The sequence below is a fragment of the Qipengyuania marincola genome (assembly GCF_029688625.1).
Taxonomy (GTDB): domain Bacteria; phylum Pseudomonadota; class Alphaproteobacteria; order Sphingomonadales; family Sphingomonadaceae; genus Qipengyuania.
Genome location: NZ_JARULC010000001.1, coordinates 41,223 through 58,314 on the forward strand (window position 1 = coordinate 41,223; position 17,092 = coordinate 58,314).

At 60.9% G+C, this 17,092-nt stretch carries 13 protein-coding genes and 1 pseudogene; 3 read left to right on the plus strand and 11 right to left on the minus strand.

The genetic code is table 11. The annotated features are described in order from the left end of the window. Nucleotides 1–9: 9 nt before the first annotated feature. From cysD to P8Q88_RS00275, 3 genes are read right to left on the minus strand one after another with little or no spacing between them, the layout of a single operon-like run. The gene (cysD, locus tag P8Q88_RS00265) at nucleotides 10–981 is read right to left on the minus strand and encodes a sulfate adenylyltransferase subunit CysD (protein WP_278321853.1); all 972 of its coding nucleotides are present in this window, start codon (nucleotides 979–981) and stop codon (nucleotides 10–12) included. Beyond that, nucleotides 927–3,350 carry a YbcC family protein gene (locus tag P8Q88_RS00270; RefSeq protein WP_278321854.1) on the minus strand — a complete coding sequence of 808 codons (2,424 nt, stop codon included), beginning with the start codon at nucleotides 3,348–3,350 and terminating at the stop codon, nucleotides 927–929. Before P8Q88_RS00270 ends, cysD begins: the two co-directional genes overlap by 55 nt. Nucleotides 3,351–3,371: 21 nt before the next feature. Next, the gene (locus P8Q88_RS00275) at nucleotides 3,372–4,931 is read right to left on the minus strand and encodes a proton-conducting transporter transmembrane domain-containing protein (RefSeq protein WP_278321855.1); all 1,560 of its coding nucleotides are present in this window, start codon (nucleotides 4,929–4,931) and stop codon (nucleotides 3,372–3,374) included. Nucleotides 4,932–5,040: 109 nt separating this feature from the next. Between P8Q88_RS00275 and P8Q88_RS00280 the strand changes: the two genes are divergently transcribed. Beyond that, nucleotides 5,041–5,985 (plus strand): LysR family transcriptional regulator, encoded by a 945-nt coding sequence (locus P8Q88_RS00280; protein ID WP_278321856.1) that lies wholly within the window; start codon nucleotides 5,041–5,043, stop codon nucleotides 5,983–5,985. Between the two features lie 149 nt (nucleotides 5,986–6,134). Here the strand turns inward: P8Q88_RS00280 and P8Q88_RS00285 are convergent, their stop codons facing one another. The 4 genes from P8Q88_RS00285 to P8Q88_RS00300 all read right to left on the minus strand — a co-directional run bounded on the left by P8Q88_RS00285 (nucleotide 6,135) and on the right by P8Q88_RS00300 (nucleotide 9,624). Further along, the gene (locus P8Q88_RS00285) at nucleotides 6,135–6,881 is read right to left on the minus strand and encodes an NUDIX hydrolase (RefSeq protein WP_512700428.1); all 747 of its coding nucleotides are present in this window, start codon (nucleotides 6,879–6,881) and stop codon (nucleotides 6,135–6,137) included. 77 nt (nucleotides 6,882–6,958) lie between these two features. Then, entirely contained in the window at nucleotides 6,959–8,545 is a 1,587-nt protein-coding gene (locus P8Q88_RS00290) for an ABC1 kinase family protein (RefSeq protein WP_278321858.1), read from the minus strand. Continuing rightward, the gene (locus P8Q88_RS00295; RefSeq protein ID WP_094744504.1) at nucleotides 8,542–9,030 is read right to left on the minus strand and encodes a MarR family winged helix-turn-helix transcriptional regulator; all 489 of its coding nucleotides are present in this window, start codon (nucleotides 9,028–9,030) and stop codon (nucleotides 8,542–8,544) included. Before P8Q88_RS00295 ends, P8Q88_RS00290 begins: the two co-directional genes overlap by 4 nt. A gap of 408 nt (nucleotides 9,031–9,438) precedes the next feature. After that, the gene (locus P8Q88_RS00300; RefSeq protein WP_228135198.1) at nucleotides 9,439–9,624 is read right to left on the minus strand and encodes a MarR family transcriptional regulator; all 186 of its coding nucleotides are present in this window, start codon (nucleotides 9,622–9,624) and stop codon (nucleotides 9,439–9,441) included. Nucleotides 9,625–9,887: 263 nt separating this feature from the next. Between P8Q88_RS00300 and P8Q88_RS00305 the strand changes: the two genes are divergently transcribed. Both P8Q88_RS00305 and P8Q88_RS00310 read left to right on the plus strand, forming a co-directional pair. Beyond that, nucleotides 9,888–10,775 (plus strand): alpha/beta fold hydrolase, encoded by an 888-nt coding sequence (locus P8Q88_RS00305; protein ID WP_011415890.1) that lies wholly within the window; start codon nucleotides 9,888–9,890, stop codon nucleotides 10,773–10,775. Continuing rightward, nucleotides 10,772–11,185 (plus strand): hotdog fold thioesterase, encoded by a 414-nt coding sequence (locus tag P8Q88_RS00310; protein WP_006834195.1) that lies wholly within the window; start codon nucleotides 10,772–10,774, stop codon nucleotides 11,183–11,185. The genes P8Q88_RS00305 and P8Q88_RS00310 overlap by 4 nt, the downstream gene beginning before the upstream one ends. 155 nt (nucleotides 11,186–11,340) lie before the next feature. Here P8Q88_RS00310 and P8Q88_RS00315 read toward each other — a convergent pair. The 4 genes and pseudogenes from P8Q88_RS00315 to P8Q88_RS00330 form a co-directional block, all read right to left on the minus strand. Beyond that, a pseudogene (locus P8Q88_RS00315) lies at nucleotides 11,341–11,520 on the minus strand (IS3 family transposase); the annotation flags it as partial. A gap of 311 nt (nucleotides 11,521–11,831) precedes the next feature. Continuing rightward, entirely contained in the window at nucleotides 11,832–14,564 is a 2,733-nt protein-coding gene (locus P8Q88_RS00320; protein WP_034922553.1) for a TonB-dependent receptor, read from the minus strand. 166 nt (nucleotides 14,565–14,730) lie between these two features. Further along, complete coding sequence (locus P8Q88_RS00325; RefSeq protein WP_063511640.1) at nucleotides 14,731–15,801, minus strand: acyl-CoA dehydrogenase family protein; 1,071 nt, start codon at nucleotides 15,799–15,801, stop codon at nucleotides 14,731–14,733. 18 nt (nucleotides 15,802–15,819) lie between these two features. Beyond that, complete coding sequence (locus P8Q88_RS00330; protein ID WP_278321859.1) at nucleotides 15,820–17,031, minus strand: acyl-CoA dehydrogenase family protein; 1,212 nt, start codon at nucleotides 17,029–17,031, stop codon at nucleotides 15,820–15,822. Nucleotides 17,032–17,092 lie beyond the last annotated feature (61 nt).

A 17,092-nucleotide genomic window follows, 5' to 3' on the forward strand; every position in this document is an offset into this window, starting at 1 on the left:
CCGCACCCATCAGAAATAGCCTTCCTGCTTTTGGCGCTCGAGTGACCCCGCGCCATCTCGGTCCGACAACCGGCCTTGCCGTTCCGATGCGCCGGCGGTCAGGGTCTCCCGAATGACCCCGGTCAGGTCGCGAGCTCCGGACTCCATCGCTGCAGTGACCGGCCAGCAACCGAGCGTCCGGAAACGAACGGTGCGGGTGGTGGCGTTCTCGCCCGACCGAAGCGGCAGGCGCGCGAGATCGTCGACGACGATCAGGGCCCCGTCGCGTTCGATTACCGGACGCGGCTCGGCGAAATAGAGAGGCGCCAGTTCGATCTCGCGCGAAAGCGCGTAGGCCCAGATGTCGGTCTCGGTCCAGTTGGAGAGTGGGAAGACCCGGAGAGATTGGCCTTTGGCCAGCCGAGTGTTGAACGATTGCCAGAGTTCGGGGCGTTGCTGGCGCGGATCCCAGCCATGATGCTCGTTGCGCACCGAGAAGATGCGTTCCTTGGCGCGCGACCGCTCCTCGTCGCGCCGCGCGCCTCCGAAAATGATATCGTAGCCGCCAAGGTCGAGCGCTTGTTTAAGCGCATCGGTGCGCATGGCGGTGGTGTAGGCGTCGCCATGATCGAGCGGGTTGAGGCCGGCGGCGCGGCCCACTTCGTTGGCGTAGACGACCAGTTCGAACCCGTGCCGCTCGGCGAAGGCGTCGCGAAACGCAATCAGTGAGCGGAACTCCCAGGTGGAGTCGACATGGAGCAGCGGAAAAGGCGGCGGCGACGGATAGAAGGCGCGCAGCGCTAGGTGGGCGAGGACGGTCGAGTCCTTGCCCGCCGAGAACAGCATCACCGGCTTCCTTCCCTCGGCGACGCCCTCGCGCAGAATATGGATCGCCTCGGCTTCGAGGCGGTCGAGATGCGAGAGCCGCGATACTGCCCGCGCGGCCGTCACGGGACCGCCTCGAGCTGCCGGGGAGCGGTTGTTTCCTCGAACGGCTCCCATTTTAAGCCGCCTGCGTAGCGCCAGGCGAGCCGACCGTGTTCATCCATCGCAAAGAGATGGAGCCAGCGATTGTCGAATAGGGCACGCACACCGTCGTTGCTCTCAAGTATGTCGGTCATCGTCTCGCGCGGTGCCTCGATGCAGACCGAGAGCCGCAGGGGATCATGAATGTAGTTCTCGCCGTCATGGATCGACTGCCATGGCAGACCGGCGCGCATGTTGCCGCCATTGCCCTCGAGGACGCCGATCCCACCGACAACATTATGCAGCAGCTTGTTGCCCGACCCGAACGTCTCTGGTGCAACTGTTGAACCGTAATATTGGAGGCTGATCCAGCTCGCCACCACGACGGGCGCGGTCATGATCAGTTCGAGAACGCCGAAGCCGCGCTCTTGGTCCTGGTGCCAGTCATAGTCATGCAGGAAGGCACGGCCTTCAAGGTTGCGCCCGCCGGTGCGATAGCGCGGCGCCGCAATGAAAGCCTTGCACCCGGCGAGCGCCCATTCAGGTCGCACCTGGGCCCAGTCGCGCGCGCGCTTGGCGATATCGCCTTCCTGGCCAGCACGGGGCAGGCGCAACGCGCGTTCGCCGCGCGTCACTTTCCCGGCAGCTTCGAGCCATTGTCGGACTTGTTTCAGATCTCCGGCATGATCCTCGGTTGTCACGTCGCGATCGTAGAGCGTTACCCGGTCGGTAGTCGTGTCATGGAGCGCGGCGACGAACAGCGTGTCGTCCGGAACCGTGATGCCGCGTCCGCTCAGGCCTTCGCGCACCTCTTTATCATTCAGCAACTGCGCGAGAAGGCGGGCATTGACCTCGCCCGAATACCCGCCGCAGGCGCCGCAATGCAGGCCGCTGGCATGGGGATTGTTGACGACGTTGGCGCCGTGGCCCGCGAGCAGGACGACCCGCGCGAAGCCGTCGGTCAGCGACATGGCTCGCAGCACCGTCTCGGCGGCGCCGATGCGGGTATCGAGATCGAGCTCGGGGTCGAAGCGCGGCGCCGGATCATTCGGGACCGGCATGGGGCTGAGGCCCAGGCCGTCGCGCAACAGCTTGCCGACATAGACCGGACCCATCGCCTCGACGAAAGCGAAGGAGGACACAGCCGCCAGCTTGAAGCGACCCCAAGCCCGCTTGGCCCGCGCCCGGTAGCGCGCCGCGAGATCCGCTGGCTTATCATCCTCTTGGCCCGAGGACGAGCTCAAGGTCGGATTGAGCAGCACCGGCAAGCGCAATTCCTCGACATCGGAGGCGAACCGGCGGTGCTTCGCGAACACGCCGAAGAAGCCGGCGAAGCCGAGCGTGCGGATCGAGGGATCGACCGCTTCGAGCGCGCGGCGGAAAACCTCGGAGCGCACATCGATACAGAAGGCTGCCTGCAGGGACGGACGGTCCGAAGTAGCCTTTGGCGTCTGTGCTTCGAGCGTCTCTGCAAGTTTGCGCTGGGCAGCACGTTCGGCCGCCTCCTGCAGAATCTCGTCGATGACGCCAGCCTCACTCGCGGCAAGGGGCGCCTGATGGGCGTTCCGCGCGGTTGCCCACTCATCGTCGATCGCGGTCTTGTATTGCGTGACCAGCGCCTCTTCCCAAAGCAGCCGGATCGCCAACAGGTCGGTGATCGTCGCATCGGTTTGCTCGGCCAATTCGGCGCGCCACAATTCGTAGCGGGCGAACTGCGCCCAGCCGCCGAGCGCCAGCAATAGCTGATGGAAATAGGTATCAAGGGCGGCTTGGCTGAGGCCGAGCCGTTCGACGGCGCGGGCCAGCGCCTCGACCGGGTTCTGGAGCGATTTGGCGACAAAAGCCGCGAACCCGTCGAGGCCCATGATCTCCGGCGTCAAGTCGTGCGTTGCATAGGCGCGCCACGCAGCCCAGGCCGACCGCCCGCGCGCGACGGCCCAAAGCGCCTGTCCGCGATCGAAATAGCCGCCCGCCCAGACCCCGATCCGGTCGGCGATGATGCCCGGCCAGTCGATGCCGCTGGCCTTCGCCGCAAGCTCAGCGACGGTCGGCAGGGGTGCGAACGCCGGGCTCTCTTCTGCGGCAGCGGTCTTGAGCGCGGCGAGGCCACCGGGCTTGAGGACATGGGACGAGGCGGAGAGCGCTGCGGCCAAGTCGGCATCGGTGATTTCGCCGGTGGCGATCCGGTCGCGATACCAACGCCGCGGCATCGTCACTGGAATCCCGCCGACGCGCGCCAGCCGGGCTCCGGTCTCTGCCAATGTCTCGGTCGTCTGACCCAGAAACGGGTTGACCGCGACATAGGAGGCGAGCGGCCAGAGCGGCGGGATCTGGCGCGCCGCGGCGTCGGCGGTCGCTTTGAGCGCCTGGAGATCGATCGACGTGTTCGTGTGGTTCATTGTCATGGGTTCATCGTCTCCAGAGCGTCAGGACGAGCGCCGCGCGGACCAGTTGCCAATCAGCCGGTCGAACACCGCGTTGGCGTAGAGGCCGTTCGACAGATGGACGCGCAGGCCCGCAGCCGCCGGGTGGTTGGACCAGAGTGGGAACATCGCCTGCGCGAATGCGACGATGCCGAAGCTGACCAGGGAGAGCACCACCAGCGCCCATTCGAGCGGACCCGGCGCGGGCGTCGTAGGCAGTGTGCCCTTCGCCAGCCATTCGGCGCCTGTCTGCAGAGCGAAGTAGCTGATCGAGGCGGCGACTGCGAAGAGCGCGGTGCGGCGGGTCAGGACGCGCGGCGCGGCGTCGGCGAGCCCTTGGGCCAGCAGATAGGCGACGCCGAAGATCAGGATCGCGCCGAGCGCAATCGCTTGGGGCGACTTGGTGTCGAACCCGAAGCCAAACCCGATCACCGCGTAGATCGTAAACGCCAGCGCAAAGGCGCGCAGCACGGCCCAGCCGTTCGGGATGGCAATCGGGCCGGGACGGCGGATCGAGGCCACCAGATCGACGGCGGTCCCCGAGGCGAGAAAAGCGTGCGCTTTATAGAGCGAATGGGCTACGATGTGCAGGAGCGCCAGCGGGAACAGCGCCAGACCGCACTGCATGATCATGAAACCCATTTGGGCGATGGTCGACCAGGCGAGCGAGTTCTTGACCGCCGACTGAGAGAGCATGGCTAGGCCGGCAAAGAGGGCCGTGAAGCCGCCGATCATCACCAGCATGGCCAGCACGCCCGAGCTGAGCAGCATCACGTCGGCGAAGCGGATGAGCAGAAAACCGCCACCGTTGATGACGCCGGCATGCAGCAGTGCCGAGACCGGGGTCGGCGTCTCCATTACCTCGGTCAGCCAGCCATGAACCGGGAACTGAGCGGACTTTAGTATAGCGGCGAGCGCGAGCAGCCCGGCGGCCCAGGTCACGCCAGCGGGCATGACGCCATCGCGCGCACCGTTCAGGATGGTCGCAATATCGAGCGTGTCATATCCAATCGCGAGCAGGATGGTTGCGCCGATCAGAGCCGTGTCGCCGACACGTGCGACGATGAACTTCTTGCGCGCCGCTCTCAGGGCCTGAACGCGGCTCCTGTAGAACAGCAGGAGCCGATGCAGGCAAAGGCTGGTTGCGATCCAAGCAAGGACGAAGTGAGCGAGGTTGCCCGCCTGTACGAGGAGAAGCACGGCAGCGAGCGTCGCCGCCATCCAGCCGAGGAACGCGCCCTGCCGCACCTCGCCATCGAGATAGGACGCCGAATAGCGCAGCACGATCCAGCCGACGAAGGCGACCAGCACCAGCATGGTGACGCTCACGACATCTACCCGGGTCGAGAGACCGACATCGGCCAGACCGAGAAGCGGTCCTGTGTGTGCGCCCTCTGCCGCTAGCAGCGCCGCCGAGCCGATCGCGGCGGCAAGAGCCAGAAGCGCCGCCCCTTCGGTGACCTTCGGGACGAGCTTCGGGCGCCGGCCGGGCCTAAGGAAGGCGACCAGCGCGGCCAGCAGCAGGATGGAGGGCGCGATCAGGGGGACGAGATCGTAGGTCATTGGCAGGCTGGCTTCCGGTCCGGTTCAGAACTGACGCGCTTCTAAGCCGCGTCCCAGCCTCAATTAAAATACATTGTTCCGGGCTTATCGTTCTGTTTATCTGAACGGTATGCCCGAACTGAACTTTCATCACTTGCGGTATTTCCACGCCGTCGCGCATGAGGGGAACCTGACGCGCGCCGCCGAACGGTTGAACGTGTCGCAGTCTGCGGTCTCCTCCCAGCTCCGGCACCTCGAGGAGCGCCTGGGACAGCCGCTGTTCGAACGGCGCGGCCGCTCGCTCGTTCTCACCGAAGCGGGCCGGATCGCGCTGGATCACGCCGATTCCATTTTCGCTACTGGCGAGGATCTGCTCAACACGCTCGGCGAACGCAGGTCCGGTCGGCGTGAAGTGCTCCGCGTAGGGTCTCTGGCGACGCTGTCGCGGAACTTCCAGATCGGTTTCCTGCGACCGCTACTCGGCCGCGACGACGTCGAGGTCGTCATTCGCTCCGGCGCGCTCGGTGATCTGCTCAACAATCTCGAAGCACACCGCCTTGATGTGGTCCTCGCCAACATGGCGCCGCCGCGCGACGCCGCGACGCCATGGATATCTCATGCGATCGCCGAGCAGCCGGTCAGCCTTATCGGGACGCCCGACAGGATCGGCACGAATGCCGCATTCGAGGTCTTGCTTGCCCGTGAGCCGCTCGTCCTTCCGACCGTTGAGAGCAGTATCCGATCCGGCATTGATGCTCTGTTCGACCGCCTGCACATCCGTCCCCGGATCGCCGCAGAGGTCGATGACATGGCAATGATCCGGCTCCTGGCGCGCGAGGGAGCCGGACTGGCCGTTGTCCCGCCCATCGTCGTCAAGGACGAACTCGAGAATGGGCGGCTCGTCGAGGTCGACCGTTTTCCTCAGCTCAGCGAAATATTCTATGCCGTCACGCTTTCGCGGCGCTTCCCCAACCCTCTCCTTCGTCAGCTTTTGGGGTGGTCGCCCGACCCGCTCTACTTCCGAGATTGGGGCGCAAAGGAGACATTGAACTACCTTGCCATTCGAAGCTGCTGAGACAATTCCGAGTCCTGAAAAAGGCATCGAACCAATGCATTAGATGGTTTTTGAGGGCCTTTTGAGGGCTTTTTGCCGAGGACCAAATTCCTAACTGTCAGATAACTCGCGGAAAAATTGCTCGAATGTGATGCCTCTTCTGGGGCAGGTCAGTAACCTGCATCCTCCGGGATGGTCAGGATATTCTTGCCATCTCGCTGCAAGACCCGCGGCAGGACAGGCACGATCGTGCGCGCCAGCGCGCGATCTACGCAGTCCGCAGCACTGTTCGCCTTGGACAACAGTTCCAGGTTCAGTCGGGTCGGGAAAATGACCGTGCGCTCGCCCGATTTGCCCATCTCCAGAGCACGATTGGGTGACAGCCATTCTGCATCCACCGTCTCATAGCCATCGCACGCGGCAATCTGGCGTTCGGGGGCTCGAGCGACGTAGAACCAGGTGTCAAACCGTTTCTTCATGAAGACCGGGGTAATCCACCGGGCAAAATCGGTGAGACTGTCGAGCCGCAAGATCACATCGGACTGCCGGACGACATCGAGGAACGATCTTTCGCCCTGTTCGACTGCCCTGCGGCTGTCCGGGTCACAGGCCCCTTCGAAAGGGCTGCCATCGCGGTTGACCGCCAGCAAAATGCCAGCCTCCTCGTAAGCTTCGCGGATCGCAGCGATCTTTAAAATTCTCTGGGTCGTATCGACCTGATCCCACCCGTCAGAGTAAGCGGCCCATTCCTCCAAAGAATCATCTGAATGGGGTTTCCCGCCAGTGAAGACCAGTGCTCCAGATGCGAAGTCGATCTGATGATGTCGCTTCACCATGAGAACCTGAAACTCCGGTTCATCCCGCACCAGCAGCATGGTGGCGGCAGGCACCGCCTCGGCAGGTTTCTGCTCGGTCATTTCCACTCTTCTCCCCGGATGTAGCCAATATCGGTGCCGGGCGGCCGTGGTCTAAGCGTTCATTGTGTGTGGTCTTATCAGTTCCATCTAGGAATGAGTGCTATTCCCGCGAAAGCCAGAACAATTCCTGCCAGTAACAACGATTGGTCGGCCAGCAATGCGGCAGAGATGATCAACGCTGCCACCACCGGACCCTTGACGGGGGTGCTGCGGTCCTCTTCCCGCGTCAGATGGTTCAGACTGGCTGGGTCGATGGAAACCTGAATCGTACCCGATCGAGCGACCGAGGTAACGTTCTCGATTAGCTCGGGCAGCGATGCCGAGAAATCCAGCAGGCCACTGCGGACCTTGGCCAAATGATCCCGCGCGGCTCCGATCGAAAATCGCTCGGCAAACAATTGCATCACGATCGGCTTCGTTTCTTCGGCGATATTGTAGTCCGGCGCCAAAGAGCGAACGAAGCCCTCTGCGGTCAGCAGGGTGCGCAGCAAAATAGCGAGGTCGGGCGGCAATACGAGGCGATAATCGCGCAATAATCCGAAAACCCGATCGAAAATTGCCGCGAATTCTATCCCGGCAAGAGCTGTGCCGCTAAATTCCGCGATCAGCTCATCCAGGTCCATCACCAATTGCGCGCGATCCACGAGTGGATTGCCTGCCCAGTCGAGCAGCAGATCGGCCACCTTGTCTATCTGTCCGTTCGCGATAGCGAAAATCAGTCGGACGATTTCCTGACGCCGCGCGCCGCTGAGAAAGCCGACCGAGCCAAAATCGATGAAGCCTACCTGGTTCCCTTCCATCCAGAAGACGTTGCCGGGATGCGGGTCGCCATGAAACTCTCCATTGAGAAGGATCATCCGTAGCACTGCATCGGCATAGCGCTTCGCGAACTGGGCATTCCCTGCCGGATCAGTTGCCGGGTGCCGCGACGCGGGCTTTCCGCCCAGGGCTTCCTGCACATTGATCGTCAAGCCTGTGAGTTCCCAGTGGATCGCGGGCGTCTTCACCCCAAGCATCTCCAGATAACCGCCAATCCTTTCACAGGCACGTGCTTCTGCCGCCAGGTCCATCTCCCGCGCTAAATTCTTGGCGAATGTCTGAAGGAATTCCACGGGTCGATAGCGGGCAATGTCGCTTGACCGACGCTCGGCGAGGCCCGCGAGCCGTGTCAACAGCCTCATGTCCGCCTCGATCCTAGACGCCATGCCGGGTCGGCGGATTTTCACGATAGTCTCGCTTCCGTCCAGCAGGGTTGCGACATAAGTCTGCGCGATAGAGGCTGAGGCGATCGGGTTTCTCTTGAAAGCGGCGAATTCACGTTCCCAGTCGCTGCCCCAAGCCGATACAATCACCGGTTCGATCTTATCGAACGGCAGCGGTTCCACCTGGTCGTGGAGAGTGCCGAACGCGGAAATCCAGGGTTGTGTAAACAGATCGCTTCTGGTCGCCAGGAGCTGGCCAAGCTTTATTCCGACAGGGCCGACATCGCGCAACAGCGCCACCACCGATGCAGGACGCAAGTCCTCGGTATCTGGCTCATTCTCCGAAACCGGCATAAAGCCAAGCAAGCTTCCGAGATTTTTCAGACCGTGCCGGGCGAAAATCTGACCGAGTTCTGCTAGCCGCGTCAGTTCACCGACACTGTTTTCCAGATCATGCTTCATCGGCTTTCTTCGCAAGTGTCAGCCTGCTTCTGATTCTCCGCAACTTTTCGAAGCATCGTACGCAGGAGGTCGATTTGAGGCGCAGACATTCCCTTCCAGAGAATTTCGTGGAGTCGATCAGCCGCTTCGCGCAGTTCCGGCCAGATGGTTCTTACTTGCTCGGTGAGGTGGAGGTTCCAAACCCTTCGATCGTGCGCCGCCCGCTCTCGCTCGATCAAACCTTTTTCAACCAAAACTGCGACAGCCTGTCCTATCGTCGCCGATTCAAGCTCGAGCAGGCGAGAAATCTCGGTCTGTGTTAGCGTAGGTTCTCGCAACAAGGACGCGATGATCCGCCATTGTGTTTGATTGAGGTCGAGCCCCACGATCAGAGCGTCGAAGGTCCGCCGAGCGGTCCTGTTCACCTCTTCTAGCAAATAAAGGATGTCATCCTTTTCGTTGGGGGCGTAATCACGTATCTCATCTTTCGGCATATGCTTATCCATAGCGCTATCTTGGAAGGCTCGCGCATGCCTGGCGTGTTCAAGCTCAGCGTCAACCATATTCGCTAGCAGTGCCGCCATGCAAACACTCGCTGATTTCACGCTACAGCAGAAACTGAATCCGATGGTCGCTCAAGCTGATAAGGAACCGAACGGCGCTGGGTGAGTGCGGGGGCTCCGGCCACCTCGCCTGCCACGACTGCCGGGATGTTATGATCGCATGCGCTCGGCGTCCCTCATCTGAGCATCAGACCCCCTGAAGGGCAAACGCGGGCGTGAACGCGGGGCATGGGCTCGATTTCGAGTGATTATGGCTCGCTGCCCAGATTGTCATGCATCCTAGCCAGCGATCCGCGTAAGCGCTCCAGTTCCCCAAAACGGATCCCCCCGAGCAAGCGAGCATACATTGCATCAGCTTCTACTCGCATCTTGGGAAGTAGCTCGATTGCGGCAGGGCGTAAATGAACCCGCCAAACGCGCCTGTCGTTCTTCGCGCCTGCGTCTTTCCACCAGCTCAAGTTCTTCCAGGCGATCAATAGTCTGGCCGATGCTAGCGCGCTCTAGCTTCAGTTCCCGAGCCAGCTCTGTCTGGGTCATGCCTGGGCTCCGAAAGATAAGCCAATATACTCCATTGCGTCCGCGTGAGCCCGAATTGTTCAACCGAAGAATCGGCGGTCCTGCGCAAACGCCGGGTCACTTCCTCCATAAGAAAGAACAGCCGATCGGTATCGGTGAGGGAACTTGCCCCCCTTTGTATCCGCGTCATAGCCCGTCATGGCAGCCATCTAGGGCAACCTACCATAGCGGATCAGGAAATAAAGCCGTTTACTGTAAATCGATTTACAATATGAGGTTGCGGTATGCAGTCGCAAACTTTCCATATCGGGGGAGATGGTGGCATCTCCATAGCAGCCGAAGCGACCGGAAATGCCGATGCTTTACCGGTCTTGCTCGCGCATGGGGGCGGCCAGACCCGTCACGCATGGAAACGTGTCACAGCCGATCTCGCCAATGCGGGATTTCGTCCGATCGCAATTGATATGCGCGGTCATGGCGACAGCGAATGGTCTGCCGAGGGCGCTTACGAAACGCGCGACTTCGCTTCAGATCTCGTTGCGATCGCTTCAAAAATGGACCGCAAGCCAGCGCTCGTCGGGGCCTCCCTTGGCGGGCTGGCCGGACTGATCGCCGAAGGACACCTTGCGCCGGGCCGCTTCGCGTCGCTCACTCTCGTCGACATCGCGCCGCGTATGGAGACGGGGGGCGTTATGCGCGTAGTCGGCTTTATGGAGGAGCACGTGGAGACCGGTTTCTCTTCACCGGACGAAGCGGCAGAGGTCATCGCGCGCTACATGCCACATCGCCGCAAGCGCGGAGCCGGCAAGGGCTTACGGCGCTATCTGCGAGAGAAGGAAGACGGCCGCTACTACTGGCATTGGGATCCGGCCTTTATCCGCAACATCACACTAGCCAAGCGAAGCGATCCGGCTCATCAGGAACGCCAGTTTGATGCGCTGAACGATGCAGCCAGCAGGCTTTCGCTGCCATTGCATATTATTCGCGGCGGATCGAGCGATCTGGTTTCCGAAGACGCGGTCGCGCAATTGCTCGAACTTGTTCCACACGCTGAATACACCGACATCGCAGAGGCAACACATATGGTGGTTGGCGATGCCAACGATGCCTTTTCGGCAGCGATACTCGATTTTCTCAAGCGTAATCACAGTCCGCAGGGAGCCGTTACATGACCGATAATCTGACAAGGATCGATCCTAAGCGCCTCGAAGAGATCCTGCAGATTGCCCCGTTTCACCGGTGGCTTGGCCTCACTTTACGGTCATGCTCGAACGAGCAGCTTGAACTGGAGATGCCTTGGCGCGACGAGATCGTGTCAAACCCGGCAATCGGTTCAGCGCATGGCGGCGTGCTCGCCTCTCTGATCGATTTAACCGGGCTCTACACCTTATTGTCGCAAGGTACAGGGGCCAAGGCGACCGCCGATCTGAGGGTCGACTACCACCGCCCGGCAACCTCGGGACCACTCGTAGCATCGGGCAAAATAATCAAGATCGGTAAAAATATCTCGGTCGCTGAAACACGTGTATACGGTCCTACTGGCAACCTTTTGGCTAGCGGCCGCGGTGCCTACGTATGCTAACAGCGTTATCCTAATGGAACTAACTGCAGGGCGAAAATTAGCAGGTCTGTTCCTCGAAGACCTGCAAAATAGTCCCACGACTTTCAGAGCGAGTTGCGTCGCGATAGCCGCCTTCCAATGAGTGACGTGACCCCCTGATCTTCCCCCAGCTGGGATTAGAGCCGAGCTGCGTTGATGCGTATGAGCGCGGTTGAAGCAATGGGCTGCGCAGCGGAGCCCGTAGGGCGTGGCGAAGCAGGCCATTGCTTATCTAGTTCGGCGGCGAACGCCGCCGGTGTCGCGTAGCCAAGGGATGAGGGCGGTCTCTTTCGGTTGTAGTCTTCCACCTGACCTGCCCCATCAGGGTGGTCCACCGGTTAAGTTAGAGTTCCGGCGGTTGGGGTCGCCCTGCTGGACGGCCTCGAGCGCAGCGTAAGGCAGCATGGCAGGACGAGGCAAGATCGTTTGTGGGGCCGGCGGCTGGTAGCCCAGCGAAGAGGGATTCATGCAGCGAACACCGCTGCCGGCCTCTCCCTATCACATCATCGACGATATTGAGCACACGGAACTTTTGTTCGGACGCCACCAAGTCGTGAGCAAATAAAAGTTCGAAAAAGAGGGCTCGACACAGCGAAGCGCCGAACCCTCTTGCAATTAGCGAGTAAGTTTAAAACTTGCCGCGCACGGTGATGCCGTAAGTCCGCGGTTCCGCAAGAAAAGCGGAGAACGTTTGTTGCGGAGCCACGAAAGGCGTGTTGAAGGCCACCTGCGTATACCCAACGTCAAACAAATTATTGACCCATCCCTCGATCGCGAAGCGATCCGCAATATTGGTCAGACCCACACGCCCGTTCACTACGACGAAGCTGTCCTGTTCCTTGCCGAAGAGCAGGTCGGAGCCGGTGTTGTAATCACCAGCCATACGAGCGTTCACGAAGACCAGGCCTTCGAGCCCACTGTCGCCGATTGGCGGCGTCCACGTAAGCGACGATGTTGCCACGATCTCTGGTGCATTCGACAGGTTGTCGCCTGGCAGCAAGCGTAGTGCGGGGTCGAGCGGTGCCCCGGTATCGTCCCCGATAAGATTGTCTTCAAAGCTCGTATCAGAATAGGTGACGCCAAGGGTAATATCCAAATCACGAGCGGGCCGTAGATAGGTTTCGATCTCGACACCTTGAGCGATCACACCTGGTGCAACTTCATCGGAAGAGCATGCACCGGTTGTCGCGCTTGCGTCTCTGTCGGCCCCGCCGAGATCGCTATCGCAACTATTGACCGTCTGCACAATGTAGAACGCCCCATTGAACGTGTTCAACTGGAAGTTACTGAACTCTTGCCGGAAGCCTGCAATGCTAACCCCGAACTCGCGTGTCGAGTATTTGAGGCCGATCTCATATGCATCGACTGTTTCTTCATCGAACTGCAGCGCGGCTGCCGAGATATTGGCCGGATCGAACGCAAGCGGATTTGACAGTGCAGACCTGTCGAGGTTGAAACCGCCCGCCTTGTAGCCGCGTGAATACGAACCGTAGACTAGCAGATCGGGAGTTGGCTTCCAGCTCAGGATAGCCGTGCCGGTAAACTCCTCTTCTTCGCGCGAGTCTTCGAGAGAAACTCCATCGAGCTCCGATGTCGAATTGCCTTGGCAGGAAAGGCTGATGATACCACCGGCCAGAGGTGCCAAAGTCGGAACACCCAGAAAGCCTCCGAGCAGATTGCGGTTTGTCGGACAAACCGTGTTGTCGTTGCGGAAAGTTGCGTCGAAGTCCTTGGTTTCGTTTGTATAACGAAGCCCCAGCGTCAAATCGAGCGTATCCGTGATCGCAAAGATATTATGCGTGAAGAACGCGAAGTTCTCACTCGTCTGATTGTAGACCTCGCTGACCGTTCCCAAATCGCTGATGCTTGCAAGGTTGTTGATACCTGCGAGGATCGCCGGGGTTGCAGCGCCGAATGCCGGGCTTCCGGTCAGCGTACCGTCCAATGCCGCCACGTTGGCACCCAGGCAATTGGAAGCCCCCGGATTGACCAAAGCCGGGTTGATCGCGATAGCGATGCGGCACGCTACGAAATTGCCGTACTGGGTGCCGAACCGCAGATTGTCACGCACCTGCAGTTCTTCATTGGCGTAATACGCGCCGATCAACCAATCGAGTTTGCCATCGAAGGCCTCACCGGTAAGGCGCAGTTCCTGAGTGAATGTTTCAAAGTCTCGAGCAAGAGCATTCTCGGTCGGAGCGCGGTAGAGAATATCGACAGTAGTGTAATCGGTGTCAGATCCCTGGCTGTTGGCATATTCACGGTAGCCCGTGATAGACGTCAACGTGACGTTCCCGAAATCCCAATTGATCTCAGCGGAAATACCGTAGTCTTCGGTTTCGCCTTCATAGCTTCTGCCCGGCGTAGGGTACAGGTCGCGGTTGAATGTATCCTGGGTGAGGGCACGCGGATCCTGCCCAAGCGCAAGCAACACGGGAACGATCGGATTTGCGGTACTCGTCAGGGCGGCCCCATCCGATGGCCTCGTAAAGGGATCAAATCCAGCGCTGATCCGTGCAAGCGGAGCAAACTCGGGCTGGACGAACGTCGCGGCACAGCACGCTTCGTCCTTTTTGGAATAATCCCCGACAAGGCGAATGGACAGGTCGTCATTGGGTTCGAACAGGAGCTGACCGCGGACCAGATAACGATCGCGATTGTTGATCGTCCCGCCGTTGGTAATATCGTTGTAGAAGCCGTCGCGCTCAAAATACACGCCGTCCACACGCGCAGCTACGGTGTCGCCAAGCGGAGCGTTTATGCCACCTTCGACGCGGATCGCATCATAGTTGCCATAAGTGAAGGCCCCGTATGCGCTGAAATCGAACTCGGGCGGTGCGGTGTAGATATTGATCAGGCCTGCCGATGAGTTCCGCCCGCCCAGAGTACCTTGGGGACCGCGAAGGATTTCGACCCTGTCGATAGGGCCGAGCTCACTCAGGGCGCTTCCCGAACGAGAGCGATAGACTCCATCGACAAAAACCGCGACCGAACTTTCCAGACCAGGGTTGTCGCCGACCGTGCCGATACCGCGAATACGCGCGGAACCGTTAGCTTCGTTGCCGGTGGAAGACACCAGCAGGGACGGTGCAACCTGGTTCAGCTCACGTATGTCGCTGGCGCCCGAATTCTGGAGGGTTTCTCCGGAAACAGCTGACACGGCGACTGGAACATCCGCCAAGACCTGCGATCGCCCTTGCGCGGTAACAATGATTACGTTTTGGTCTTCGACATCGGCCCCTTCAACCAGATCCGCATCGGGTTCGCCAACATCCTGGGCGAAGGCGGCTGTCGGTGTGAAGGCAAGTGCCGCTGCCAATGCACCAAGGGCGCAATGGTGGCGTGATGGAAATCTTTTCATGTGCCTCTCCTCTAAGAATGTGCCCCATCCTAGGCACTAGTCGATGTTAGAAACGATGCCGATAAGCGCGTTTCATTTCAAGACTTGGTAGATGAATTGACGGATTATTTCACATTGTCGACAAGCATGTGGCAAAAATGCCATGCAGGTCACTACATGCAGGTTTCTAGTAGCCAGAAAGCTTGGAAAATCGGTCCTTTAACCAGCTCGACGAACCGAAGCTCTGCTCCAGCACGCGGGCGCGCTTGAGATAGAAGCCGACGTCGTACTCATCGGTCATGCCGATCCCGCCGTGCAGCTGGATGCCCTCGTTTGCCATGGTGTGCATAACGCGGTTGGCTTCCGCCTTGGCGATGGTCGCCGCGCGCGCCACGCCGAAGCCGGCATCGACGGCTTGCAGGCCCGCCTCGACCGCGCTGCGCATCTGGGCGAGATCGGCGAAGAGGTCCGCCATGCGGTGTTGCAGCGCCTGGAAGCTCGCCAGCACCTGGTTGAACTGCACGCGCTGCTTCAGATAGTCGAGCGTGTCGTCGAACACTTGCTGCGCCATGCCGAGCATTTCGGCTGCGGTGAGCACGCGCGCGCGGTCGAGCACGTCATCGAGCAGGCTGTCGCCGCCATTGGCGAGCTTCTCCGCCGCCGCGCCGTCGAAGGTGACGTCGGCATGGCTGCGCTGGTCGGTCAGCTTGCGGGTGGTGAGCGCGACGCCGTCGCCTTTCTCGACCAGGTAAAGCCCGTCCTTCGCCGCGACGACGAACAGGTCCGCACCATGCGCTTCATGGACGAAGGCCTTGGTGCCGCTCAGCTTGCCGTCGGACACACTGGTCTCGATCTTCGCAGGATCGTGGCTCGGCCCTTCGTCGACGGCGAGGGTGGCGATGGCCTCGCCGCTCGCCAGCCTGGGCAGCCACCTGGCCTTCTGCTCGTCGCTGCCGCCAAGAACGATCGCCGAGGCGGCGACGGTGTTCATCACCAGCGGGCTGGCGGTGAGCGTCTTGCCGAGTTCCTCGACGACGAGGCCCGCGGACAGGAAGCCGAAGTCCGACCCGCCATGCTCTTCGGGGATGATGACCCCGGCCCAGCCCATCTGCGCCATCGTCGCATAGGCGTCGCGGTTGAAGGCTTCGGGCTCGCCGCTGGCGCGGACCTTGCGGAATTCGGTGACCGGGCTTTCGTTGACGGTCCATTCGCGCGCCATATCTCGCAGCATTTCCTGTTCTTCGTTGAGAACGGCCATTGTCCTTGCTCCCCTCTCTTACTGGTGGTCGAGCATGCCGAGCACGCGCTTGGCGATGATGTTGTTCTGGATTTCGGTCGAGCCGCCATAGATGGTGGTCGCCTTGCCGAAGAGCCACGCGCGCACGGCCCCGAGCTCGCCGTCCGAAAAGCCGTCGCCTTCCCAGCCGAGGCCCTGCAACCCGCGGATTTCGATCAGCAATTCGCTGCGTTCCTGGCTCAGCTTGGTGCCGAGCTTCTTGAGCACAGAGCTGATTTCGGAGACGCCGCCAGCTGCCTTGCTCTCTTCCATCGCGCGGCGCGCGGTGAGCAGGAAGCTGTTCCAGCGGATTTCGAAATCAGCGATCTTGTCGCGCAGCACCGCATCGGCGAGTTCGCCGTCGGCGCCCGTCGACTGGTACTTCTTGGCGATATCGCCAAGGCTCTGGCCCATGAGTCGGGCGAGGCTGCCGCCGCCCGAGATGTTGGCGCGTTCGTGCTGCAGAAGGCGCTTGCCGATGGTCCAGCCCTGGCCTTCCTCGCCGACGAGATTGTCCTTGGGCACCTTCACATCGGTGAAGAAGGTTTCGCAGAACGGGCTCGTGCCGCTGATCATGGTGATCGGGCGGACTTCGACGCCGGGCGTGTCCATGTCGATCAGCATGAAGCTGATGCCCTTGTGCTTGTCGCTCTTGTCGGTTCGTACAATTGCAAAGCACTTGTCGGCCCATTGGCCGCCGCTGGTCCAGGTCTTCTGGCCGTTGACAAGGTAGTGGTCCCCCTTGTCCTCGGCAAAGGTCTGGAGGTTCGCGAGGTCAGAGCCGGCATTGGGTTCCGAATAGCCCTGGCACCAGCGGATTTCGCCGCGGCAGATCGAGGGGATGTGTTCCTTTTTCTGCGCCTCGTTCCCGTATTCGAGCAGCGTCGGCCCGAACATCATGACGCCCATGCCGCCGATCGGGTTGTAGGCACCCGCCTTGGCGAATTCCTGGTCGATGATCTTGGCCTGCGCCTTGGTGAGGCCGCCGCCGCCGTACTCCTTCGGCCAGGTGGGGGTGCCCCAGCCGCGCGCGCCCACGGCTTCGCGCCACTCGGTCTGCGCCGGCGTTTCGTTGGTGGGGCCGTCCACGCCGGCCAGTGCGTTGGACTGGCCCTTGAGTTCGGCGGGAAAATTGTCCGCCAGAAACTGCTGCACTTCCGCGCGGAAGGCGTCTTCGTCGGTCTGGGTTGCGGGCTCGATTTGTGTGGCCATGGGTGTTTTCTCGAAGAATCAAGGAAAGACAGATAAGAATGTAGGCTACGGGGACGAGGAT